The sequence below is a fragment of the Alkalihalophilus pseudofirmus OF4 genome, assembly GCF_000005825.2.
Classification (GTDB): domain Bacteria; phylum Bacillota; class Bacilli; order Bacillales; family Bacillaceae_D; genus Alkalihalophilus; species Alkalihalophilus pseudofirmus.
Genome location: NC_013791.2, coordinates 621,074 through 644,385, shown reverse-complemented (window position 1 = coordinate 644,385; position 23,312 = coordinate 621,074). Strand labels below are relative to the sequence as shown.

The following is a 23,312-nucleotide window of genomic DNA, read 5'->3' as shown; positions in this document are numbered from 1 at the left end:
TTAATATTTTCCATGACAGCTGTAATTCTTTAACCCAAAAACAACAAAAGTCGTGGTACAATCATCATTGATTAATAGGAAAAGAGTGTAAACAGATGAAAACATTGATAGGCTGGTTTCTGATTATCCTGCTGCTTTTCGGCTTCTCCTTTTTGTTTATGGAAGCAGCAGCAGAAATAAAGGATATTCAGACTTTAAGTGAAGTATTCGAAGAACATGTAGCCATAGATACGATCGAACTGTCCTCGAATAGTTATATGTATGATAAGGAAGGGCAAGTTATTTCAGAGATTTATAATGAAGGCAACCGTGAGTATATAGAATATCAAGACATTCCAAAGAAAGTCATTGATGCCTTTATTCAAACAGAGGATCGCAGGTTCTTTGATCATAAAGGATACGACGGGACAGCCATTATTCGTGCGCTTGTTATAAATGCAAAAAGCAGTTCCATTGAAGAAGGGGCAAGTACGATGACTCAGCAGCTTGCTCGCAACGTGTTCCTTTCTCATGAACAAAGCTATAACCGTAAGTTAAGTGAACTGTTATATGCTCATGAAATTGAAAAGCAGTACTCAAAAGAAGAAATTATTGAACTCTATTTAAATACGATCTATTTTCAAAATGGTGTGTACGGCTTTGAAGCGGCCAGTCAATTTTATTTCGGGCGTACGAGTTCAGAGCTCACGCTAGCAGAGGTCGCGTTCTTGAGTGCTGTTCCTAATAACCCAACCCACTATGACCCAATAAAGAACAGTCAAAATACGAACCTCAGAAAAGACTGGATCATTGAGAAAATGCGAGAAGCCGAGGTCATTACAATAGAGGAAGCTGATCAAGCAAAGAAACAGCAAATAACCGTTACTCCGAAGAAAAGGATTGATCTTTTCCCTGATTACGTAACGTATATTCATTATGAATTGAAAGAATTAATTGCTGAAGAGGATGGCTTTAACAGAAGACTTTCGTCTGCTGAATCTCCTCGTCAGATTGAAGCGATTGAACGAGAGCTGAATCAGAAAGTGGAAAAGGTGCTTCAATCAGGTGTACATATCGAGACGGCACTCGATCCTGCCATGCAAAAAAGAGCCAATGATGTGATCGCAAACACACTGCCACAAACAGACATCCAATCAACTGCAGTTATGATTGATCATCTGCGTAATGAACTTGTTGGGATAACTGCCGGCAAAGCGTATCAAAAGTTTGATTTCCACCGTGGATATCAAATGTACAGGCAGCCTGGGTCAGCGATTAAGCCGATTCTCGTCTATGCACCGTATATGGAAGAATCAGCCGTCCCTCTTCAAAGCTCTATTAATGCGAATAACTTTTGTTCAAACGGATATTGTCCAAAAAATTACGGCGGCGGCCAATATGGGAATGTCAGCTTAATGACTGCTTTCATACACTCGTATAATACGCCCGCAGTAAGAATTCTTGACCGTGTAGGGATTGAGACAGCCTTTACTTATCTAGACACATTCGGATTTAAAGAAGTAACTAAAGAGGATCATTTTCTCCCTGCGGCATTAGGAGGTTTTACTTACGGGATGTCGCCGCTTGAACTTACCCGCTCCTATACTCCGTTTGGCCGCAATGGCCAGTATGCTCCCGCTTACGGCATTCGTTCTGTAAAAACGGATGAGGGGGATATTTTATACAGCTGGGAAGCCGTGGATGAAGAGCTTTGGAGTCCTGAGACAAATGATAAAATGCGAACTCTTTTAAGAGAGGTTGTAAGAAGCGGAACCGGCAGGCGCGCCTCGATTTCCTCGAATTATGTTGGAGGAAAAACGGGAACAACGAATGATTATCATGACATGTGGTTTATCGGCTTAAATGACCAATATACAACAGGCATCTGGATCGGAAAGGATCGACGTGAATCACTGTCAGCTATTTACGGCAGCTCCCCGCATTTAACAATCTGGAGAGAGATTATGAAATAAGAAAAGGCTCGTTACATTCGTTGTAACGGGCCTTCTATATTGGCAGACTTGCCATAAAGCTGTTATATAGTTTTACTAACGCATAGATCACAGCAATTAAAAATGTACTCCAAAAGATAATATGAAAAAAGATAAGTCCAATCAATCCTAGAATGGAAAGCGAATCACTTACTTTATAAACGAAGTAGACAAAATAAATAAAACAAGCAGCTGCAAAAGCCGCAGTTAAATAAATGATATCCTGTGTAAGAGCAAGCGAAATAATACTCAATGCCATAAAAATAGACGATCCGGCACGTATTTTATTCAGCTCTACCCCTTCAATATCTTTTGAGAAAAACAGCATGGAGAGCTCAACCGTAGTATCTGCAATAAGCTTTAACGCAGAAAAAATCATAAAAAAGAACAACATTAATAAAAATAACAGCGTTAACTTAATCCCATTTTCAGAGAAAAACTCGCGCATCCCCTCATACACTCCAAGGTCAACAAGCTGCGTTAAAATGAGGGTTTGAGTATAAAGGGCAAACGTTAAACTAAATAGCAAAATAGAAATTAAGGGGAAATGACTCGTAATATATCGATTCGACATTCCTATATATCTCCTATTCTCATATCATACCAGCTTGGCTTCATAGTATCGTTTCTAGTCATCGTTTCCAGGCATCGTTCATAGTCACTAAAAAAACAGCAGGACGGGCCTGCTGCTTAGGATTGATGAATAACCGTATAGGCGTTTAATTCATTTCCTGTTGTTGGTCCTTTTTCTTTTGACTCGCGCTTTTCTTTATGTGCGCGCTTAAACGCATCACTATGTAACCACTCTTCGTAATGCTCTTTTGTTTCCCATTTTGTGAAAACGACTTGCTTGCCATCTTCGTCTTCGTTTCCTAAAAACATAAATTCCAGGCAGCCAGGTACCTTCTTCATATTCTCAGCAGCATTGCCAAAACGATTAGAAAGCTCTTCTTTAGCTTGCTTTGGCACGTGAAGTTCATTCATTACAACATACATTGATCTTCCTCCTTTGTCATAAGCTCCCTTTAAGTATAACGTTTTCACTCATTGTTGCAAAGCATTCTGGCAAAGCGTCATGAGCTTGACAAAGATTTTCGACAGCTTTTATTTCATTTGCAAGAGACTTGCTTTATAATAGAAACTATGTTGACTCACAAGGAGGAATAATCATGGGTACAATCCTAATCCTTGGTGTCTGTGTAGCATTTTTAGCTGCGATTTTCACAGCGGGCTACGAAGACAATCCACATAAGAACTAACAAAAATCGACCTTACCATGATGTAAGGTCGATTTTTCGTATTTATGATAATCCTTTAAATCCTTGCTGGCGGATGGCTTCATAAATCACAATCGCCGCAGTATTAGACACATTTAGTGAACGCACTTTATCTGTTTGAGGGATCCTAAAACAGCGGTCCAGATTACGGTCAATAATATCTTGTGGAATCCCTGTTGTTTCACGTCCAAATACAAAGAAATGATCTTTATTATCATCTGAGTAATCAAACTCACTGAAATTTTTTGTTCCAACCGTTTCAATAAAGTAAAATTCGCCCTCTTTGTACGTATCAAACAGCTCTTCTAACGAGTCATAATAATGAATATCAACGCTTGGCCAATAATCACAGCCAGCACGTTTTAACATTTTATCATCTGTTGAAAACCCAAGCGGTCTGATTAAATGCAGCGATGTATTCGTTCCAGCACATGTTCTAGCAATATTTCCAGTGTTTGCAGGAATTTCAGGTTGATAAAGGACAATATGTAAGCCCAAGTGGCACACCTCTATTTCTTCATGTTCTTCAATGATCATGTTTCATTTCGATCATGTTTTATCTCATTTCACATAACAACTAGTATACCACTTCAAAAGGTTAGATCAAAGAAGAAACCGCTTGTCACCATCAAGCGGCTTTGACCATTATACATTGATGTGGAAAAACTTATATTTTATATTCGGCGTCCAGGCCGTTGAATCTTCATAGGCCCAATACCTCATCCGGCTGTTCGTTGTCTGTGCATTAACTAACGGCTCCCCGTTTCCATCTTTTGCGACCACAATCGTAGAGTGCTGCCACCTTCCGTCTCCGTTGAAATCATAGCAAATTACATCACCTAAAGTCAGATCACGTGCCTTTTCTCTCTCAACACCCCGCAGTCCTGTCTTTGCCCCACTCAAATACCACCTAAAGGAATGAGCAACAGACCAGCTGTAGCTCCAGTTGCCTTTTTGCATCCACCAGCCTTTAGAACGATTACCGGCACATGTCATTGGAGCTCCCCCAGCCTGAAGACATTGAGAAATGTAATTCGTGCAGTTATCCTTAAACTTTTTATAGGCGGGGTTATAATCATTCCACCATCGCTCTGCATATTTTACTGCCTCAAGACGATTATAGGCATTACGGCTGCTCCTTGTTTCAGCTGCATTTAAAAATGTTAACGGTTGAGAACTCTCTTTGTCCTCTCTTCTTTGAATAAGAGGCCTCTTCTCACTGTCTTTTGTTAGGAGACCATCCTCAAATACAGCTCTTCTTTCCTCCACGATTTCTGTTAAATGAATGTTCTTTTTGATGCGGATAAACTGCTCATATTTAACAACATAATCCACAAGTTCCTTTCTGCCAATCTGCTGTTTACGAAGGATTGTGCCTGATGCTTTAGAGCGGATACATTCTCCTCCCCTCCGTACTAACGACTCCTTAGCTCGCATAAAACAATTCAACTCTGATTGGTTTTCAATTGCCTCGGTGTATTCAAGAGAACCAGGTGAATCACGCTCGGCAGTCTGTACCCATCGTGTATTTCTCTTTTGAATTAATGCATGAATAGGCTCAACAATTCGTTTTTCCATCCACCGCACCTGCCTTTTATAACCGAATATGCTTTTATTTAATTTATGAGCGAGGTATTGTCCATCATGCCTCTCATATAAAAATAAGCCCCTTTCAAATGAAAGAGGCTATATATTGAGAAATTGTTTATGAAATTTTTTCAATTGCACCTTCGAGATTAAGTAAGATCTCTTTTTTGTCTAATCCTCCGCCATACCCTACCATTGCTCCATTACTGCCAATCACGCGGTGGCAAGGAACAATAATCGGGAGGGGATTTTGATTATTAGCCCCGCCGATTGCACGCACAGCTTTAGGTGCCCCAATGGATTCAGCAATTTGTTTATAAGACCTGGTCTCACCATATTGAATCTCTCGCAAGGCTTCCCACACCTTTCGTTGAAACGGTGTGCCTGAGAGATCAAGCGGAACATCGAATTGAATTCTTTCACCTTTAAAATAATCACCCAGCTGCTCACATACAGAATGCAACGTATCGTTTGCAGAATGTTCTTCGCACCTGATAAATTCACCTGTCAAACCTTGCTTTCTTAATTTAGCCCGAAGAGCTGCTGTACATGTTTCTAAATCTCCAAAATGTATATGACAAACGCCTCGTTCTGTTGCAACGATTGTTAGCGTACCAAGTGGACTATCCATTTCATTAACAAAAAGCGTTGATTCTACTGCCATGTTAGCCCTTCCTTCCGATTGTCCATTTTCCATCATCTTACCTTACTGTTAGGTAAGTTGACCAATTACTCATTGTGCATTTTCGAGCATTTCAAGCGCTCTATCAATCTCTCGGAGTACCTCATCGTCTTTTTCACGCTCTTTCGCTGATATAAGCTTAATTTTCTCTTCATTTCGACGATTCTCGTTCATTCGACTTATTTTGCCGATCGCCCATGCAGCCGTTCCCCGAATAACGGGCCTTGGGTCAGATTTCATCAACTCAGCTAAAATAGGCAGTGCTGATTCATCCTTAAAATGAGCTAAGGCTATGATTGCATTTCGCTGAATCGGCTTTTTCCCTCTCCAAGAGCCCGATACGTGACCAAATGTTTCTTTGAACTCACGGTTTGAAATCGTTAATAAAGGCTTCAGAAGCGGCTTAGCGATTTCTGGGTCTGGCTCCATTTCAGGATGATGATGAACATCTTTTCCTTTATTTTCAGGACACACCTGCTGACATGTGTCACACCCGTATAATCGATTACCAAGCTTTTCTCTATATGGTTCAGGAAGAAATCCTTTTGTTTGCGTTAAATAGGCAATACAAGCTTGAGAGTTTAACTGCCCCCCTTGAACAAGGGCATCTGTCGGACACGCATCCACACATTTATTGCATGTGCCGCATTGATCAGTCATCGGTGTATCTGGCTCAAACGGGATAGTGGTTATGATTTCTCCTAAGTACACATAGCTGCCAAACTCAGGAGTAATAATCGCACAATTTTTCCCGCTCCAGCCGATTCCAGCTCTTCTTGCGACTTCACGGTCAGATAGAGCTCCTGTATCAACCATTGATACCTTTTTTGCTTGAGGCACCTTCTCTTCTAAGAACTTCTCAATTTTGCTTAACCGGTCACGAAGCACGTCATGGTAGTCCTGCCCCCATGATGCCCGGCAAAAAATCCCGCGGCGTGCATCCTTCGTGTTTTTCGGTGCATCTTTCATTTTAGAAGGATAGGCTAACGCTATGGAAATAATGCTTCTAGCTTCTTCTAAATTCTGATTAGGATGCACTCTTTTATTAATATCCGGCTCTTCAAAACCTGATTGATAGCCTAGATTCTGCTGGGTCACCAAGCGGTCTTTCAAATCTAGAAATGGATCAGCTGTAGTAAAGCCGATTTTATCAACTCCGATAGTTTTACTATATGCAATAAGCTCTTCTTTTAATTGGGCGAGTATCATGCCCCATCACCTTTCTTCTACCAAATCCACCTTTATGCTACAATACGTACACAACGAATGGAGGAGGCAGTCTTATGTCAGCCATACAAATAGATAAAAGCATCTCATCTCTTATCCCTCAATTTAAGCTTGGCTATATATCATACCATTCTATCGTGATTAGCGACTCACCACAAATGTTAAAAGGCCGTTTGCAATTTTTTCAAGAAACTCTGCAGATGGACCTTGAGGAAAAACCTTTAACAGCCTTTAGCGGTGTGTCTGAATGGAGAGACGTATTTAAAATTTGTAAAATAGATCCGTCTAAATACCGTCCCTCACATGAAGCTTTGATGAGAAGAATTAAAAAAGGAAACTTTCTACCTACTGTTCAATCTGCGGTTGACCTGAACACGTTTTTTTCTCTACAGTACATGATCCCTTTTGGAATTTACGATGCTTCTGCTTTAAAAGGAGATCTCTCTGTTCGCTTAGGTGAGGCGGGTGAAGGCTATGACGGGGTGAATGGCCGCTTTAATGATATGTCTGGAAAGATTATTACCGCAGATGAACACGGTCCCTTCGGCAGCCCTATCGTCGACTCCAGACGTACAAGCGTATCAACATCGACAACTGATGCGATCCAGCTTATTTATTTAAAGCCTTCCATGGAAGTAGAAGAAGCTGAAAAACTTGTATCTGCAGCGGCATCCATGTTCACCCAAATACATGGAGGAGAACTCCTGCAAACATCTGTGATCAATTTATGAAATTCCTAAACATTGGAAGTTCTTGTTGTTAACACGTTTAATGTAAGGGTATTATGGGAATGTATAAAGAGACTATTACTTACAAAGAGAGGACGATGTTATTATGAGTCAAGATAAAGTTTCCGTTATTCTAAACAAGCAAATTGCTAACTGGAGTGTTCTTTTTGTAAAACTACATAACTATCACTGGTATGTTAAAGGGCCACAATTCTTCACGCTTCACACAAAGTTTGAAGAACTTTACAATGAAGCACAAACGTATATTGATGAGCTTGCTGAGAGACTTTTAGCACTTAAAGGCCATCCAGTCGCTACAATGAAAGATTACCTTGAAACTTCTTCAATCGAAGAGGCGAAACCAGGCCAATCAGCAGAAGAAATGGTAAGTGAGTTATCAGATGATTTCACAAAACTAATTGATGAACTAAAAGAAGGTATGGATGCTGCAGATTCTCTTGGAGATGAAACGACAGCTGATATGCTACTCTCTATCCACCAATCTCTTGAGAAACACAACTGGATGCTCCGTTCATTCTTGAAATAATGAAGCAAAACGAGTTTGAGGCAACCCCTTCAGACTCGTTTTTTTATTTCTGTAGGTGCCTTATCAATCGGTTCTCTGGAATTGTATGATTTCAAGTGGTTTATGCGTCAGTGTTAAGATGAATTGTTTTTCTTCACCACATAATTGCGCCCCTGTGCCTCTCTTAACTATGCAAAGAGCTGCCCACTAGGACAGCTCTTTTACCACTATTATTATTAATTATTAAAAAGCAAGTGAAATATACTTTACTTCAAGAAATTCATCCATGCCGTGATGTCCGCCTTCACGTCCTAATCCGCTCTCTTTAAATCCGCCGAATGGCGCCTGTGGAACAGAAGGTAATCCATCATTGATCCCTACAATGCCAAATTCCAGCTCTTCACTTAAGCGCACAGCCTTGCCTATATCACGAGTGAATAGATAGGCAGCAAGACCAAATGGGGTTCCATTGGCACGTTCGATGACTTCTTCCTCTGTTTTAAACGTCGAGATAGGAGCGAGTGGGCCAAACGTCTCTTCCCGCATACACTTCATTTCTTCGGTGACCCCGCGTAGTACAGTCGGGCCGATAAATTGACCATCTGCTTCTGCTCCACCATATACGACCTCTGCCCCTTTATCTTTTGCATCTTCAATATGTTCTTGAACCTTTTTAACCGCATCTTCATCAATTAATGGCCCAAGGTCAACGCCCTCTTCAAGCCCGTTGCCTACTTTCAGCTCAGAGACGGCAGCTTTTGCTTTTTCAGAAAAAGCATCGACTACATCTTCATGCACATAGATTCGGTTAGCACATACACATGTCTGCCCCGCATTCCGATATTTAGAAGCGATAAAGTGAGAAACGGCTGCATCAAGATCTGCATCATCCATTACGATAAACGGTGCTTGTCCGCCAAGTTCTAAAGAGATTTTCTTCATCGTTTTAGAAGCGCCTTCCATTAAGATTTTTCCCACTTCCGTTGAGCCGGTAAACGTCAGCTTACGCACACGAGAATCTTCCTGCCACACCTCTGCAATCGTTTTTGCATCTCCTGTAACAATATTGATCACTCCGCTTGGAATGCCGGCTTCAATTGCTAGCTCTCCTAAGCGTAAGGCTGTCAGCGGTGTTTGCTCAGCAGGCTTAACTACAACCGTACAACCTGCAGCAAGAGCCGGCGCTACCTTTCTTGTTATCATCGCTGCCGGGAAGTTCCACGGAGTAATAGCCGCAACGACTCCAACGGCTTGTCTTTGGACGAAAATTCGTTTATTCGCTGCTGATGCAGGAATTGTTTCACCGTAGATCCGTTTACCTTCTTCTGCATACCATTCAATAAAAGAATTCGCATAGCCAATCTCACCTTTGGCTTCTTTTAGCGGCTTCCCTTGCTCTTTAGTCATTAATTCAGCCAGCTCTTCGGTTGCTTCTTCAATTTTTCTAAACCAGCTCATTAAAGCTTTGCTTCGTTCATTCGCTGTCTTTTTAGACCACGTTTTAAATGCTGAATAAGCTTCATCAATCGCAGCCTTCGCTTCGTTTTCTCCGCCATCCGGGGCCGTCCCAACCTTTTCTCCAGTTGCCGGATTGAACACATTAATCGTACTGAGCCCTTCTCCTACAAAAGAGCCGCCAATCAGCATTTTCATTTACTCATCTCCTCCATTTTAGTCACCTGATATGTATTCGACATTTATTGTATAGGTTCCTTTATCTAGGAGAGCTAAACGAGATACTGGATGAGAATTCGCTGTAAAAAAGAAAGAAGAATGCTAATACAGCATCCTCCCTAACGGCCCCTCTTGATCGACTATATCTTCTATTTCATACACAGAGATGACAAAGAACGGGAATCCAAATGCATAAGGAGCGAGATCATATAATTGAAAGTAAATGATGAGGGCCCGGTCAGCTTGATAAAAATATTGATTTGGAGCAATTCCCTTAAATGGAGATAGCAATGGAAGGTCTCGGTCTTTTATTTGTGCTTCAATGATCTTGTTCAACCTCTTGATGTAAGGAGCATCAGGTTTAAATAATTCCTTCAGCTTATAAACTTTTCCTGTTTGTACATCCATTGTCAGGGAGCGCAGCGTAGATAGGCCATGAGCCCCGCCAGAATAGGAATAGTGTAGATTCGTAAGACTGACAATATTCCTTTCGTTCGTTTTCACCTCATAGCCACCCGTAATCTCAGTTTCTGGATAATCATAAAATCCTTGCTTCGTAATCATCGTTTGCACTTGCTGATAGATCCTCTCATTTAATTTCTCTTCTATGGTGTGATCAACTAAGCCAGCAAGCTGCGGGTAGTAAACATCGAGCTTCGGCTGGAGCAGGTGACGAGTACGAATCTCAACAGGCAGTATCGACATATTCAATCCACGTTCCCTCCTTCTCATCATTGTTTGATATATATGCAGAGGAGGAATACTTAACGTCAGATACATAAAACAAAATAAAGAGACAGCATCCATCTGCTGTCTCTTCTATCTTGATTAGTTAAATTCAGGGTGTTTTACTGCTTCAAATCCCTTAAAATGATCGCGTTCACCTAAGACGGTTACTTTTTCTCCGTGCAGTTCAGGATTTGTTACTAATCCATAGTTCGCACGGTCTTCAGGCTTAAGCTGAACGATCATCATTTTGCTTTGGTCCGTTTCATTCGGATCATCGGCAATAAGTACACTTAAATCATCGTAATAAGCTGGAGCTAGGGCTACATGATTTTTTGAACGAGCATTTCCAACTATATAGCCGCTTACTTCTACTTCACCCTCAGATTGATTCAGGGCATCTTCAACAGATAAAGGACCTTGTGGCTCTTGCTCTTCATCATCACCTGGTTCTTCATCACCTGGCACCGCTTCAAATGTGAAAGCTGATGGGTTTCTCATGCCTGGTGTTTGGAAATAAGCTTCAAGAGAACCAGTAATCGATACATATTTCCCTAGATTATCAAGGTGGGATACTAAGTTTAAACCTGTGCGCACTGTTGTTCCATTTACTAATTGAACTGGCAGCATCTTCTCACGATCTGTTTCATTAGGATCATCTGCAAGCAACAGGTTAGAAGCTGCATGTGTCCCTTCACCTAAGATCACTTGATTCGAGTTAATCGACCCAACAATGTATCCACGAACATTCGCAATACCTGAATTCTGTGCAATCGCTTCAGCTACTGTTAGGAAACGATCTCCATCAGGAAGGTCTACGCCTTCAATAGAAATTCGTTCTCCCTCAATATAATCAATCGCACCATCATGATTTTGAATATACTCAACTGTCGCTTCCCAAACGGTACCTTCTGATTGAGATAAAGTAGAGTCACTTAGACGATAGAATCCTTGGCCATGCATGTAATCGTTGTAAGCAACTGTATAGTTTGCATCAAGATCTAGCTCTGTACCATCTTCATTAAATAACAGAACATCCTGCATCCCTGAACCACTCTCACTAGGGATCAATTGATACTTGATTCCAGAAGCTTGCAGGTCTACTCCACGGTGGTAGCTAGATTGTGATAAAATCACTTCTTTCAATTTAGCTCCTGTAGTCTCTACAACAACAATTTCATTTCCAAATCGATCAAGTGCTTCAATTTGTTTATCTGTAATGTATCCTGCAGGAATTTCTCCTGATACAGAAGAGCCGTTTAGTAAAGCAATATCTGCATCAGCCTTATCACGGATTGCATCTGTATAAAGATTTCCCATACCTACATCAGCAATGTTTTTATTGCTAGAAAACAGTCCATTGTCCGTTGTTCCAATCACTTCACCTGGCATTGGACCGCTTGGATCAACAGAAATCTTAATTCTTCCTTCGCGAATGTAGTTAATTGCTTCTCCATTCTCTGTAAGCTCTTTTGCATAGTCGATCATCGCTGTAGTCATTTGACCTACTAACGGATTAACAATCGTTCCTTCAAACTCATAACCAGATCCGCCTGTCCCGATATAATCAGGCACAGCAATCGTGTAACGTTCCTCTAAATCAAGGGGCTGTCCATTTCTTGTTAAGTTTACATCTAATAGATTTCCAACAGGCCCTGCTACAATTTCATATTCAAAGCCTGATGCTTGCAAGTCAATTTGATTACGGTCCCCGCGAGAATAAGAGAATGCGAGAACATCTTTAATCGCCTGACCTGTCATTTCATAAACCATAATTTCATTCGCAAATGGCTCGATCGCATAAATATCGCCTACCGTTACTTCACCAGGTGCGATACTATCACGAATTCCGCCATTATTTGTAATTGCAAAGTCCGTATCTGCATATGCACTCATTGCATCTGTCCAGAAGTTTCCAAGCGGCGCATCATACTCATAACGTCCATCACGGCTTAACCCTGTATCTGAATAACCAATGACTTCACCAAGAAGTTCATTCATTTCTTCGTTGTATACATCAATGATTGCTTGTACATCTTTATCTACACTCGTTAGCTGGCTAACGTTTTGAACAAAGCCCTCTGTTACTGTCACTTCATTTGTTGCAGTATTAAGCTGCAGATTTAAGTTACCGACGAAGTTCAAGTTGCCATTTGTCTGTACAATTGGGGTTCCGTTTACGACTGCCGGTGCATTTAACAATGTGTGGCTGTGTCCGCCAATAATCACGTCAAAATAGTCTACTTCCTCTGCTAAACGGCGGTCATCATTATGTCCAATATGAGTCAACGCGATAATAATGTCGGATTGATCCTCAAGTTCTTCTTGATACTGCTTTGCAACCGCAGTATAATCAGCTTCAAAATCAATACCAACTACTCCAGCAGGGGCAGTTGATGGAGGGGCTTGAGTAAGAGAAAATACTGCTACATTTACTCCGTTCACATCAAAGATTTCATATGGCTTTGGCTGTTCAATCGCAATGGATTCATCAAATACTTCCATATTAGCAGCCATCCATGGGAAGTTTGATTCTTCCATTCTCTCAGCAAAGATCTCTTGACCGTAATCAAACTCATGGTTTCCGATTGTCATTGCATCTACACCAACAAGGTTAAGAATATCAATGATCGGTTTTCCGTAGTTTAGATCGACTACAGGATTGCCGCTAAAAATATCTCCTGCATCTAAATATAGAGAATAATCAGCCGCTTCACGTTGCTCATTAATATACGCTGCAGCAGCTCCAAAACCATCGATACTCGCATGAATATCATTGGTGTATAACACACGTAAATCTACTATTTCTTCATTTAATTCCTCTGCGTGTGCTTGATTCGAAGCAAAAGGGATTGCTAATAATACTAGACAAAGAATAATAGAGAGAATCTTCTTCCATCTAATTGAATCATTTTTAAACATCTCATACCCTCCATAATATGTAGTTTAAATGGCCATTGCCGAGCATTTTCCATTGACTCATTTCGACAACATTTTCCATTCGTTCTAAGTCTAGCATTATTTTTTGTAAATTTGGTATAGCCTAAATTAACTTATAATTACATAAAAAACTTCATTTTAACCAAACTGTTACATTATATAGTTCATAGTTAGCAGATCAAAAGATTCGTTTTTGATAGACCTAAAGGTTCATCCTCTTCTTATAGGGATTTGTCGAATTTTTTCTCCGTATTAGGAAATGTTTCTAGTGAATTAGTACATTTTTTTGATGCGAATATGGTTATAATAAATAGTTAGATACTACTTGATTCAGCTGAGACGAAACGTTGATCAAGGAATAAGAGAGAAGGCGGCTTTGAGATGAGTTACAAGAAGAAAATGCTTCTTATCTATTTGGTCTTAGGTTTGGTCTGGATTGTCTTCACGGACTACCTAGTCTTAATGTTAGACCTTGGGACCTATCTTAGCATCCAGAAAATCAAAGGAATTATCTTTGTGGTGTTAACTGGATTTTTCATTTACTATATTCTAGGAAAACGAGAAGAAGTTGAACTCCTTAAAAATGAGAAGGAGAAACTGACAACCCTGATTAATTCTATGGTTGATTTTGTTAACTTTAAAGACGGGGAAGGACGCTGGATTGAATCGAATGAATTCGGTCTAAAGCTTTTTCAACTAGAGGATGTTGATTACCGCGGAAAAACAGATGCTGAACTTGCAAAGTATACAGACTTTTATCATGATGCCCTGAATTACTGCATGACATCGGATGAGGAGACATGGCAAGCAGCTAAAGTGACACGCTGCGAAGAAGTCATACCGCTGCCGAATGGGGATGAGAAAACGTTTGATACGATTAAAGTGCCTCTTTTCAAACCAAATAAAGAACGTAAAGGATTAGTTGTGATCGGGCGAGATATTACGGAGAGAAAGCTAGCAGAGAAGCAAATGAAAGAGAATGAACTTAAATATAAATCTCTTTTTAAATATAATCCTGAGCTCGTCTTCATGGTGGATTTAAACGGAACGATTACAGACTTAAATCCTAAGTTCGAACCTCTGACTGCCTACAACGATGATGAAGCAATGGGCACACCGATTTTTAACTACATTTGCGAAAAAGACAAGACGCGGATCTTTGAAGCATTTAATGCAGTCATTAAAGAAAAGCGAGCTAAAACTAATCGTGAAGTAGCGATCTGCCATAAAGAAGGGAAAAAGGTTATCGCTCACTTCGCATTTGTACCGATTATTATTGATAATGAAACAACAGGAATTATCGGTTATGCCACTGATATTACTCAAATACTTGAGACGGAAGAAAAGCTTAAAACTACAGAAAAACTTGCTGTGATTGGAGAACTTGCTGCGGGGATTGCCCATGAAATCAGAAATCCGCTCACTTCTTTAAAAGGGTTCGTGCAAATGTTTCAGTCTGAGAGCAAAAAGGAGAACTTTATCCATACGATTATGTTAGATGAACTTGATCGGATCAATTCGATTGTCAGTGAGCTGCTCGTATTATCAAGACCGCAAGAAATTACGTTCTCTAAGAAAAATATAAATCACTCCATAAAAGATGTCTTAACCCTGCTTGAGTCAGAGATGAACTTACACGGGGTGTCTGTTGATTTTCAAACAGAGCATGATCCAACACTCCTTGATTGTGAGCCGAATCAATTTAAGCAGCTATTCATTAATCTGCTTAAAAATGCGATCGAAGCAGAGGCCAAGAACATATGCATTCATATCAAGAAACAAGATGACTCCATTATTGTGAGGATTGCAGATAACGGCCAAGGCATTAGTGAAGAGAGAATCAAAAAATTAGGAGAACCTTTCTATTCCGAAAAAGAAAAGGGAACTGGATTAGGGCTGACAGTCAGCTTTAAAATCGTGGAAGCTCATAACGGAACAATTAAATATGATAGTAAAGTTGGAACGGGCACGACCGTCACTATGACGTTTCCAACAAAAGAAGACTAGAGCAATGAATCTGCTCTAGTCTTCTTGTTTTTAATGGAGATCAGCCTCTCCAAGCGGACATTCCGCCTTTGACATTTGTTATATTCGAATATCCTAATTTCTTTAATGTACCGCAGGCCTTATTGCTTCTCATCCCGCTTTGACAGATCACAATCACTTCTTTATCCTTTGAAAGCTCGTTATGACGACCTTTTAGCTCATGCAATGGAATGTTTTTAGCTTGTTTAATTTTACGTCCGCTGAATTCCCCTTGCGTTCTTACATCAACAAGCTGTACATCTTTTCGTGTTAATTCTTTTCTTAGTTCTTCAGTTGTGATTTGTTTTACGCCATTAGCAGGTAAAATTCTCTTCACAACAAACCATACGATAAAAGCAATAAATAATCCTTGAATAATTAATTCCATTCTAACTCCCCCTATAATGTCCTAAAACTGAAGCCGTCTCTTTTTAATTCTTTTATCAATTGTGGCAGTACATATAATGTCTGCTCTAATTCATGCAGCAGGATAATTGATCCATTTTCTACGTTTTCTACTACATTTGAAACGATTTTATCCGGATCTTTTTTTAACTCCCAGTCATAAGAAGGAACATCCCAAAGGACTACATCGAGCTGCATAGCAGCTGCAATATTCAGTGTATCCACATTATATTGACCGAAAGGCGGTCTAAAATGCTGAATGGGCAGGCCTATGATCCTCTCCATTTCTCTTTTGCTCGTTTCGATCTCTTTTCTCTGCTTATCTGCATTCAATTGAGCAAGATTTGGATGTCTATGAGTATGTGTCCCTATCAATGCCCTTCAGCTATCGTTCTTTTCCACAGCCGCTTATAATGAAGTAACCGAGACTGCCAAAAGAACATGGCTTGAACCTGCTCCTCATTTAACACATCAAGAAATGAACCTATGTATTTACTAGGCCCATCATCAAAGGTTAATACAACTGCCTTCTCACCTTCTAAAGAAAAGTCAGCTTTTGTGATCAAATGATGTTCTCTTAGTGAGTGGTCTCCAACCGCTCTAGCACTTGGCATTCAAGGACTTTTCACTATAGACCCCACCTCTGCTCTGTATATTCTACAATCCGTATGCCTCTTTACCACGACAAGGGTGAGGAGTCGCCTCATTCTTAATCATAAAGCCTCCTACACGATACCCTTTACTCTTTAGAAAACGTGCGCTTAAATTAGCCTCTTGTCTTTCTGCACAAACGAGATAGATTATCTTCTTATCTAGGTCGTGATAATATCTTTTAAGATAGGCTAACGGAATATTCATTGTCCCGTCTATACTTGTTTTATTTGCAACGGGAAAATCACGTACATCGAGAATAACAACCTCATTTTTATCTTTTATATTCTGTATATCAGTACATTTTAAACCGATAACAGGTATATATCTTTTATACAAAAAGTACGCAATGCCCATTGCCATAATGACAACCACACTTGTCATGTAAATCACCTCACCCTTATACACCATTAGGTATACTGCGTTTCTTACGTTCCAGCCATTAGATAGAAATAGTACACCATAAATAATACTAAAATCATAAAAATTACGGCAGTCATATACACGATAAACTTAAAAGAAGAATGAAACTCTTGTGTATTAATCATTTTCCTGTTACGAAAATACACATGAGTAGCGAGTGCGATTGTCAATAGACCGAGCATGAGTGAAAAACCGCTTATAAACATTGCTAATGCATTATCCATAAATTGATGCAAAGGCGTATTAAAGTGAAGAGTCGTAGCTAAAAACCCTAGCCCAATAATAGCAATAGCCGTTCTAATCCACGCTAGATACGTTCGCTCGTTTGCTAGATGCTGTTGAATATATTTAGATTCGACCGTCTCATTTTTACTAGCACCATTCTTGCTCTCATTCTTCTGTTCATCCATATAAGCCTCCGATCTTACCCTTATAGCTATTTATTTGAAAAAACCCATAAAGTACAGGCCGACATTATATACAATAAAGATAGCTCCTACCAGGAACCATAAGTAAACAGCTGGTCATATAGGCGGCTTAGATGCCTTTTTGGCCCCATCTGTTCCTTTCTTTGTTATGCCTCACTGATCACTTTTGCATGCATGTTTTTCTTGTTCTGACATCAGGAACTTCCTCCTCTTCTTTTACTTTATATCTACATTATATACCTATAAGGGTATAAGGTCAAACAAAAAGAAACGTTCTTTGCATGTGGCTAAAGAACGTTAAGATTACTTTAATTAATAAGGCATAAATCCTTCCTTGCTGATTAAGATTTGATCAGAAGAGAACGCCGTTTTCATTTGTTCATACGCATACTCGTGTACATGTTCGCCGTACCATTTTTCTAATTCTTCCGCCGTAAATCGTTCTTTTATTTTAAGCCGCTCCGTTCTCTTCCCATTACTTCCATCTCCCGTGTAAAAATCATCAATGACAATTCGGTTAACGAGAGCAGCCAGCGTTTCTGGGAATTGTTTTGAAAAAGGGAGTACAGGCGCCACCGCGGCTTGTACTGGCAAGTCATTTTTTTGAAGCTCTCCGATTGCCTTCAGCCTTGCTTGAATTGGAGGGGCTTGTGGTGAGAAGTTTTTTCGTACTTCATCGAGATCTGTCTCAACTGTCACACTGAGGCGCAGGCTGTCTTTAAGCTTTAAAAACAAGTCAATGTCTCGCGTGACAAGCGGGCTCCGTGTCTGCACAAAAAGAAAGTCTGGAGGCATCTCTACCATTGCTTCAAGCAGGGACCTTGTTATGTTTTCTTTATACTCAACTGATTGATATGGATCTGTCGCAGATGCCATAAAGATCGTTACTTCCTTCCCCCGTTTTCGCAGGCTGCTCATTTCACGAATATACTTTTCATGAATGCCCTGTTTAATATCAACCCATTCACCCCACTCTTCTCCTCTAAATAAGCCAACCGGACTCTGTCTCACGTAACAGTAAGAACATCCAAATAAGCAGCCTGTATAAGGATTAAGAGAATGGGTGTATCCATATAAAAATCCGCTCGCAGGAGTTAATATTTTTTTCGGTTCTTTGTATGCCATTTGATGCCGAGTCAACTGAGATCCCTCACTTTCTATCTGTTTCTCTTATTCCCTTTTGTGCAGATTACAATCCTCCATTGCAGATAAAAAAGACCCTGACCATCGTCAGAGTCTTAGAGTAGGTATAAGAGTTACCAATGCACCTGAAGCTGATTTCCATCGGGATCATAGAAATAAAAGTAAGCATGACCGTTGTCTTCTTTTATTTCCTCTACTTTTACTCCCTGCTCAGATAAGTGCTGATGAAATTCTTGCAGCTTAGGACTTGTGAAACCAACACAAAACGCAGATTCTCCGTTCACTGAAAAATGAGCATACGTCTCCTCTGTAGTTGGCACTAAGATAATCAACAAAGGCCCCTCATTCACTTTCATGATCGCAAAAGGATCGTGGGTAATGCTCAAAAGTTGAAACCCTAACACATCTGTGTACCACATCGAGGCCTTATCTAACTTTCTTACCGGAATGCGAATGTAATGGACTTGATCAATGAATGATTGGTTCATGGTACTCTCCCCTCTTTGTAAAAACTAGTTATGAAGTGTATTAGACGTGAGGGAGAGATATCCTTTCATTTTTTAGAATAGGATAGTTATTATCTTGCTAGGGCAGGTATTCTTTATGCAAGAAGAAAGACGATTACGCTAAGGATAATCGTCTTTTAATGATTGTATACGAATGAAGTGTGAAGCATTATAAGAACCTTGTTGGTTTATAGGTATAGGTCCTCCTTGCAAATCAGCATAACAACGTGGGCCAATCTCTTTATTGTTCTTCCTCAAGTAAATTATTAATCAGTTATTGCCCCTTTAGATGCAGAGGAAACTAAACGTGCGTATTTAGAAAGATACCCTTTTAAATTTTGTTGGGGAGCAGTCCATTCCTTTGCTCTCACCTCAAATTCTTCTGGTGATATATCAACTTGGAGTTCCTGAGTCTCACTATTGATCGTGATCATATCTCCTTCTTTAATTAATGCTATTGGTCCACCTACCTGTGCTTCAGGAGCGATATGACCAACGACTAATCCATGTGTACCTCCTGAAAATCTCCCATCAGTTATTAAACCGACCTTTTCGCCTAAACCTTTTCCAACTACGATGGCAGTAATAGACAGCATTTCAGCCATCCCTGGGCCGCCCTTAGGACCTACATAGCGGATCACGATAACATCTCCTGAATTAATCTCATTGTTTAACACAGCTTTAGTAGCATCTATTTCTGTATCAAACACACGAGCAGGTCCGGTTATTTCTTTTATTTTTAATCCTGACATTTTTGCTAAAGCTCCCTCAGGTGCCAAGTTTCCTTTCAAGATAACTAAAGGCCCTGTTTTACGCTTAGGATTTTCAAAAGAGATAATTTCTTGACCTTCCCTTAATGGTTCCACTTCAGCAAGATTTTGTTCGAGTGTTTTCCCAGTAACTGTCATACACTCACCATGAAGAAGCCCCTTTTCAAGAAGTAATTTCATCACTCCCGGTACGCCTCCAATTTCTGATAAGTGTTCCATAACATATCGCCCGCTTGGTTTAAGATCTGCAATATGCGGCACACGCTCTCCGATTCGCTCAAAATCATCTAAGTCAAGGTCAACATCAACTGAATGAGCCATAGCGAGTAAATGTAGTACTGCATTAGTAGATCCACCAAGAGCCATTACAACTGTGATGGCATTCTCAAATGCCTGTTTAGTCATAATATCCTTTGGAGTAATCCCTTTTTCAAGTAAATTCATCACTGCCTTTCCTGCTTCTTCACAATCTTTTAATTTATCTGGCGTTTCGGCTGGATTGGAAGAACTTCCTGGCAGACTCATTCCCATTGCTTCGATCGCCGAGGCCATTGTATTTGCTGTATACATTCCGCCACATGACCCAGCTCCCGGACAGGCTTGACATTCAATTTTATGTAGTTCATCACGGTCTATATCTCCATTATTGTATTTTCCTACTCCCTCAAAGGCAGAAACAATATCTATGTCTTTCCCATCTACTTTTCCTGGTCGAATCGTCCCCCCATATACAAATACAGACGGCAAATTTAAACGCCCTATCGCAATCATACATCCTGGCATATTTTTATCGCATCCACCAATTGCTACAACCCCGTCATAACTTTGAGCACCGATTACTGTTTCAATGGAATCGGCTATAACCTCCCGACTCGGTAATGAATAACGCATCCCTTCAGTTCCCATTGAGATACCATCTGATACTGTAATCGTATTGAAAATAAAAGGAGCTCCCCCATTCTCTAAAGTTCCTTCCTTTGTCTTTAGAGCCAACTTATCAATATGCATGTTACACGGTGTAACTTCACTCCATGTACTAGCAATTCCTACAAAGGGTTTATTAAAGTCTTCGTCATTAATCCCCGTTGCCCTGATCATTGCACGATTTGGGGCACGATTTATATCGTTAAAAACTGAACTACGGCTTTTCGAAATATTTTTACTCATTTGAACACATTCTCCTTCATCTTTATAATTTTAAAATAAAATGTATAGCTAGATTATTGTATCTAAAAACAAGTTAAAGCATTTTGTTGATCCATCTTGGTAAACACCACTGTACACAGGTTTTGTCTATTGCAAACTTCCACTTCCAAGTAAACTATAAGTTTACTTTATTTAGAAAAAAAACAACCCCTCAACTTAAAAATCCTGAAGCTTTGTATAATTTTATCGAAATATAAAGAATATTAAAATATCATAATAACATACTTCAACAAAAAAAGCATTAATCCCTCTTTAGATCAATGCTTTTTTAGAAAGTATGTATTCAATCTTTGCAGCTATTTAACAAATTTGTAGTTGAGGTATCTTCTAACAAGATAAGACGTAAAGAGCGTGTTCACGTCGGAAGTGTTCACCTTGTTCTTAAGCTCTTCATAATTCCTCAACAGTTAATTATTTTCGTCTCTTCACTAATAGGCTCCTACACACGATTTTAATTATTTTGATCGTGTTATGAGAACAACAAAAAAGACCTCAACATAACGTTGAAGTCTTGGTATTAGAAGTTATTAAGTACCGGTGGTCGGGGTCGAACCGACACTCCAGAAGGAACACGATTTTGAGTCGTGCGCGTCTGCCAATTCCGCCACACCGGCAAATAAAAAAAGATAAAAAAAAATAATGGTGCGCCCTGAGAGATTCGAACTCCCGACCTTTTGATTCGTAGTCAAACACTCTATCCAGCTGAGCTAAGGGCGCAATATATGGTGCCGAGGGCCGGACTTGAACCGGCACGGTAGTCACCTACCGCAGGATTTTAAGTCCTGTGTGTCTGCCAATTCCACCACCCCGGCACGGCAGAAAAATCATTGGAGGCGGCACCCGGATTTGAACCGGGGATAAGGGTTTTGCAGACCCGTGCCTTACCACTTGGCTATGCCGCCTCAATTTAAACAAAAAAATGGAGCGGAAGACGAGATTCGAACTCGCGACCCCCACCTTGGCAAGGTGGTGTTCTACCACTGAACTACTTCCGCAAAAAATGGCTGGGCTAGCAGGATTCGAACCTACGCATGACGGAATCAAAATCCGTTGCCTTACCGCTTGGCGATAGCCCAAAATTAAAAATGGGGCGACTGATGGGAATTGAACCCACGAATGCCGGAATCACAATCCGGTGCGTTAACCACTTCGCCACAATCGCCGTAATAATATATTGGCAGGGGCAGTAGGAATTGAACCCACACCGGAGGTTTTGGAGACCTCTGTTCTACCTTTAAACTATGCCCCTATGAAGATGGTGGAGGGGGACGGATTCGAACCGCCGAACCCTGAGGGAGCGGATTTACAGTCCGCCGCGTTTAGCCACTTCGCTACCCCTCCAAACAACAATACCTATAATACAATATCATCTATCAATTCGTCAATACTAAATTAAGATAATTGATATATTAAGATGGTGGCTTGGGACGGAATCGAACCGCCGACACATGGATTTTCAGTCCATTGCTCTACCGACTGAGCTACCAAGCCTTATTTTTAAAATGGCGGTCCGGACGGGACTCGAACCCGCGACCTCCTGCGTGACAGGCAGGCATTCTAACCAACTGAACTACCGGACCATTTTGGTTGCGGGGGAAGGATTTGAACCTCCGACCTTCGGGTTATGAGCCCGACGAGCTACCGAACTGCTCCACCCCGCGTCGTTTTAAAGTATATAAGTATGATATAAATGGTGGAGGATGACGGGCTCGAACCGCCGACCCCCTGCTTGTAAGGCAGGTGCTCTCCCAGCTGAGCTAATCCTCCATCGCAGAAATAATAGATGTATAAATGGTGACCCGTACGGGATTCGAACCCGTGTTACCGCCGTGAAAGGGCGGTGTCTTAACCGCTTGACCAACGGGCCAACTAATAAGTATATGAAATCTTTGCTGGCGGAGAGCGAGGGATTCGAACCCTCGAGACGGTTTTACACCGCCTACACGATTTCCAATCGTGCTCCTTCGGCCAACTCGGACAGCTCTCCTAATTGGCTCCACAGGTAGGACTCGAACCTACGACCGATCGGTTAACAGCCGATTGCTCTACCACTGAGCTACTGTGGAATAATAATGCCTGGCAACGTCCTACTCTCACAGGGGGAAGCCCCCAACTACCATCGGCGCAAAAGAGCTTAACGACCGTGTTCGGCATGGGAACGGGTGTGACCTCTTTGCTATCGCCACCAGACTATGATTTACTTCAGATGATCTTCACATTTCTTCGTCAGCTTCCTCATTCATGTCCTCACGTATGCTTTATACGCTCCGGGCATTCACTTCGTTGCTTCCTCGAACTGCTCGATCCTCTTTGTAAATGTTTGAGATGGTTCTCTCAAAACTAGATAATGCCCACAGGATGTGGGTACCAGGCGTTGCGACAGGACGTCGCGAACTTAGCGTGGTTCAGTAAACACAT

Annotated in this window: 21 protein-coding genes, 16 tRNA genes and 1 rRNA gene; 4 read left to right on the top strand and 34 right to left on the bottom strand. The window is 40.8% G+C overall.

Going from position 1 to position 23,312, the window contains the following annotated elements; genetic code table 11:
• Positions 1-95 precede the first annotated feature (95 nt).
• The gene (locus BPOF4_RS03245; RefSeq protein ID WP_012957627.1) at positions 96-1,952 is read left to right on the top strand and encodes a transglycosylase domain-containing protein; all 1,857 of its coding nucleotides are present in this window, start codon (positions 96-98) and stop codon (positions 1,950-1,952) included.
• Positions 1,953-1,986: 34 nt separating this feature from the next.
• Here BPOF4_RS03245 and BPOF4_RS03240 read toward each other — a convergent pair whose 3' ends face one another.
• The 6 genes from BPOF4_RS03240 to queG all read right to left on the bottom strand — a co-directional run bounded on the left by BPOF4_RS03240 (position 1,987) and on the right by queG (position 6,725).
• On the bottom strand, positions 1,987-2,544 hold the full coding sequence (locus BPOF4_RS03240; RefSeq protein ID WP_012957626.1) for a YufK family protein: 558 nt from the start codon (positions 2,542-2,544) through the stop codon (positions 1,987-1,989).
• A gap of 116 nt (positions 2,545-2,660) precedes the next feature.
• On the bottom strand, positions 2,661-2,966 hold the full coding sequence (locus BPOF4_RS03235) for an antibiotic biosynthesis monooxygenase family protein (protein WP_012957625.1): 306 nt from the start codon (positions 2,964-2,966) through the stop codon (positions 2,661-2,663).
• A gap of 305 nt (positions 2,967-3,271) precedes the next feature.
• On the bottom strand, positions 3,272-3,745 hold the full coding sequence (trmL, locus tag BPOF4_RS03230; protein ID WP_012957623.1) for a tRNA (uridine(34)/cytosine(34)/5-carboxymethylaminomethyluridine(34)-2'-O)-methyltransferase TrmL: 474 nt from the start codon (positions 3,743-3,745) through the stop codon (positions 3,272-3,274).
• 147 nt (positions 3,746-3,892) lie between these two features.
• Positions 3,893-4,825: an amidase domain-containing protein gene (locus BPOF4_RS03225; RefSeq protein ID WP_012957622.1), complete on the bottom strand. Its 933-nt coding sequence runs from the start codon at positions 4,823-4,825 to the stop codon at positions 3,893-3,895.
• Between the two features lie 127 nt (positions 4,826-4,952).
• Positions 4,953-5,498, bottom strand: coding sequence for a methylated-DNA--[protein]-cysteine S-methyltransferase (locus BPOF4_RS03220; protein WP_012957621.1), 546 nt, complete (start codon positions 5,496-5,498; stop codon positions 4,953-4,955).
• A gap of 69 nt (positions 5,499-5,567) precedes the next feature.
• The gene (gene queG / locus BPOF4_RS03215; protein WP_012957620.1) at positions 5,568-6,725 is read right to left on the bottom strand and encodes a tRNA epoxyqueuosine(34) reductase QueG; all 1,158 of its coding nucleotides are present in this window, start codon (positions 6,723-6,725) and stop codon (positions 5,568-5,570) included.
• Between the two features lie 74 nt (positions 6,726-6,799).
• On the opposite strand from queG, the gene BPOF4_RS03210 reads away from it, so the two are divergent.
• Both BPOF4_RS03210 and BPOF4_RS03205 read left to right on the top strand, forming a co-directional pair.
• Entirely contained in the window at positions 6,800-7,474 is a 675-nt protein-coding gene (locus BPOF4_RS03210) for a B3/B4 domain-containing protein (protein ID WP_012957619.1), read from the top strand.
• Positions 7,475-7,577: 103 nt separating this feature from the next.
• Entirely contained in the window at positions 7,578-8,018 is a 441-nt protein-coding gene (locus BPOF4_RS03205) for a Dps family protein (protein ID WP_012957618.1), read from the top strand.
• 222 nt (positions 8,019-8,240) lie between these two features.
• Here the strand turns inward: BPOF4_RS03205 and BPOF4_RS03200 are convergent, their stop codons facing one another.
• From BPOF4_RS03200 to BPOF4_RS03190, 3 genes are all read right to left on the bottom strand, one after another.
• The gene (locus BPOF4_RS03200) at positions 8,241-9,650 is read right to left on the bottom strand and encodes an NAD-dependent succinate-semialdehyde dehydrogenase (protein ID WP_012957617.1); all 1,410 of its coding nucleotides are present in this window, start codon (positions 9,648-9,650) and stop codon (positions 8,241-8,243) included.
• Between the two features lie 123 nt (positions 9,651-9,773).
• The gene (locus tag BPOF4_RS03195) at positions 9,774-10,376 is read right to left on the bottom strand and encodes a DUF3298 and DUF4163 domain-containing protein (protein ID WP_041822578.1); all 603 of its coding nucleotides are present in this window, start codon (positions 10,374-10,376) and stop codon (positions 9,774-9,776) included.
• Positions 10,377-10,499: 123 nt separating this feature from the next.
• A complete protein-coding gene (locus BPOF4_RS03190) occupies positions 10,500-13,319 on the bottom strand; it encodes a 5'-nucleotidase C-terminal domain-containing protein (RefSeq protein WP_012957615.1) in 2,820 nt (939 codons plus the stop codon).
• Between the two features lie 399 nt (positions 13,320-13,718).
• On the opposite strand from BPOF4_RS03190, the gene BPOF4_RS03185 reads away from it, so the two are divergent.
• Positions 13,719-15,344, top strand: a complete 1,626-nt coding sequence (locus BPOF4_RS03185; protein ID WP_012957614.1) for a PAS domain-containing sensor histidine kinase — start codon at positions 13,719-13,721, stop codon at positions 15,342-15,344.
• 40 nt (positions 15,345-15,384) lie between these two features.
• On the opposite strand, the gene BPOF4_RS03180 is transcribed toward BPOF4_RS03185, so the two are convergent.
• The 25 genes from BPOF4_RS03180 to rrf form a co-directional block, all read right to left on the bottom strand.
• Complete coding sequence (locus BPOF4_RS03180; RefSeq protein WP_012957613.1) at positions 15,385-15,750, bottom strand: rhodanese-like domain-containing protein; 366 nt, start codon at positions 15,748-15,750, stop codon at positions 15,385-15,387.
• Between the two features lie 11 nt (positions 15,751-15,761).
• Positions 15,762-16,100 (bottom strand): polysaccharide deacetylase family protein, encoded by a 339-nt coding sequence (locus BPOF4_RS22760; protein WP_274378527.1) that lies wholly within the window; start codon positions 16,098-16,100, stop codon positions 15,762-15,764.
• 38 nt (positions 16,101-16,138) lie between these two features.
• Entirely contained in the window at positions 16,139-16,381 is a 243-nt protein-coding gene (locus tag BPOF4_RS22755; RefSeq protein ID WP_012957611.1) for a polysaccharide deacetylase family protein, read from the bottom strand.
• A 43-nt stretch (positions 16,382-16,424) separates the two neighbouring features.
• Positions 16,425-16,802: a rhodanese-like domain-containing protein gene (locus tag BPOF4_RS03170; RefSeq protein ID WP_012957610.1), complete on the bottom strand. Its 378-nt coding sequence runs from the start codon at positions 16,800-16,802 to the stop codon at positions 16,425-16,427.
• A gap of 44 nt (positions 16,803-16,846) precedes the next feature.
• Positions 16,847-17,251 carry a YidH family protein gene (locus BPOF4_RS03165; protein ID WP_012957609.1) on the bottom strand — a complete coding sequence of 135 codons (405 nt, stop codon included), beginning with the start codon at positions 17,249-17,251 and terminating at the stop codon, positions 16,847-16,849.
• A 330-nt stretch (positions 17,252-17,581) separates the two neighbouring features.
• Positions 17,582-18,409 carry an SPL family radical SAM protein gene (locus BPOF4_RS03160; RefSeq protein ID WP_012957608.1) on the bottom strand — a complete coding sequence of 276 codons (828 nt, stop codon included), beginning with the start codon at positions 18,407-18,409 and terminating at the stop codon, positions 17,582-17,584.
• A 116-nt stretch (positions 18,410-18,525) separates the two neighbouring features.
• Entirely contained in the window at positions 18,526-18,900 is a 375-nt protein-coding gene (locus BPOF4_RS03155) for a VOC family protein (protein WP_012957607.1), read from the bottom strand.
• A gap of 284 nt (positions 18,901-19,184) precedes the next feature.
• Complete coding sequence (ilvD, locus tag BPOF4_RS03150) at positions 19,185-20,855, bottom strand: dihydroxy-acid dehydratase (RefSeq protein WP_012957606.1); 1,671 nt, start codon at positions 20,853-20,855, stop codon at positions 19,185-19,187.
• Between the two features lie 571 nt (positions 20,856-21,426).
• Positions 21,427-21,508, bottom strand: a tRNA-Leu gene (locus BPOF4_RS03145).
• A gap of 26 nt (positions 21,509-21,534) precedes the next feature.
• Positions 21,535-21,611 (bottom strand) — tRNA-Arg (locus BPOF4_RS03140).
• A 6-nt stretch (positions 21,612-21,617) separates the two neighbouring features.
• Positions 21,618-21,706, bottom strand: a tRNA-Leu gene (locus BPOF4_RS03135).
• A gap of 16 nt (positions 21,707-21,722) precedes the next feature.
• Positions 21,723-21,796, bottom strand: a tRNA-Cys gene (locus BPOF4_RS03130).
• A gap of 18 nt (positions 21,797-21,814) precedes the next feature.
• Positions 21,815-21,889, bottom strand: a tRNA-Gly gene (locus tag BPOF4_RS03125).
• Between the two features lie 6 nt (positions 21,890-21,895).
• Positions 21,896-21,970 (bottom strand) — tRNA-Gln (locus BPOF4_RS03120).
• Between the two features lie 10 nt (positions 21,971-21,980).
• Positions 21,981-22,056: transfer RNA gene (locus BPOF4_RS03115), tRNA-His, on the bottom strand.
• A gap of 13 nt (positions 22,057-22,069) precedes the next feature.
• A tRNA-Trp gene (locus BPOF4_RS03110) sits at positions 22,070-22,143 on the bottom strand.
• A gap of 7 nt (positions 22,144-22,150) precedes the next feature.
• Positions 22,151-22,235 (bottom strand) — tRNA-Tyr (locus BPOF4_RS03105).
• A 74-nt stretch (positions 22,236-22,309) separates the two neighbouring features.
• Positions 22,310-22,385, bottom strand: a tRNA-Phe gene (locus tag BPOF4_RS03100).
• A 12-nt stretch (positions 22,386-22,397) separates the two neighbouring features.
• Positions 22,398-22,474 (bottom strand) — tRNA-Asp (locus tag BPOF4_RS03095).
• A 4-nt stretch (positions 22,475-22,478) separates the two neighbouring features.
• Positions 22,479-22,555, bottom strand: a tRNA-Met gene (locus tag BPOF4_RS03090).
• A gap of 30 nt (positions 22,556-22,585) precedes the next feature.
• Positions 22,586-22,661, bottom strand: a tRNA-Val gene (locus tag BPOF4_RS03085).
• Between the two features lie 25 nt (positions 22,662-22,686).
• Positions 22,687-22,761: transfer RNA gene (locus BPOF4_RS03080), tRNA-Glu, on the bottom strand.
• 26 nt (positions 22,762-22,787) lie between these two features.
• A tRNA-Ser gene (locus tag BPOF4_RS03075) sits at positions 22,788-22,881 on the bottom strand.
• Between the two features lie 4 nt (positions 22,882-22,885).
• Positions 22,886-22,960: transfer RNA gene (locus BPOF4_RS03070), tRNA-Asn, on the bottom strand.
• A gap of 8 nt (positions 22,961-22,968) precedes the next feature.
• Positions 22,969-23,084: ribosomal RNA gene (gene rrf / locus BPOF4_RS03065) — 5S ribosomal RNA — on the bottom strand.
• Positions 23,085-23,312: the final 228 nt, after the last annotated feature.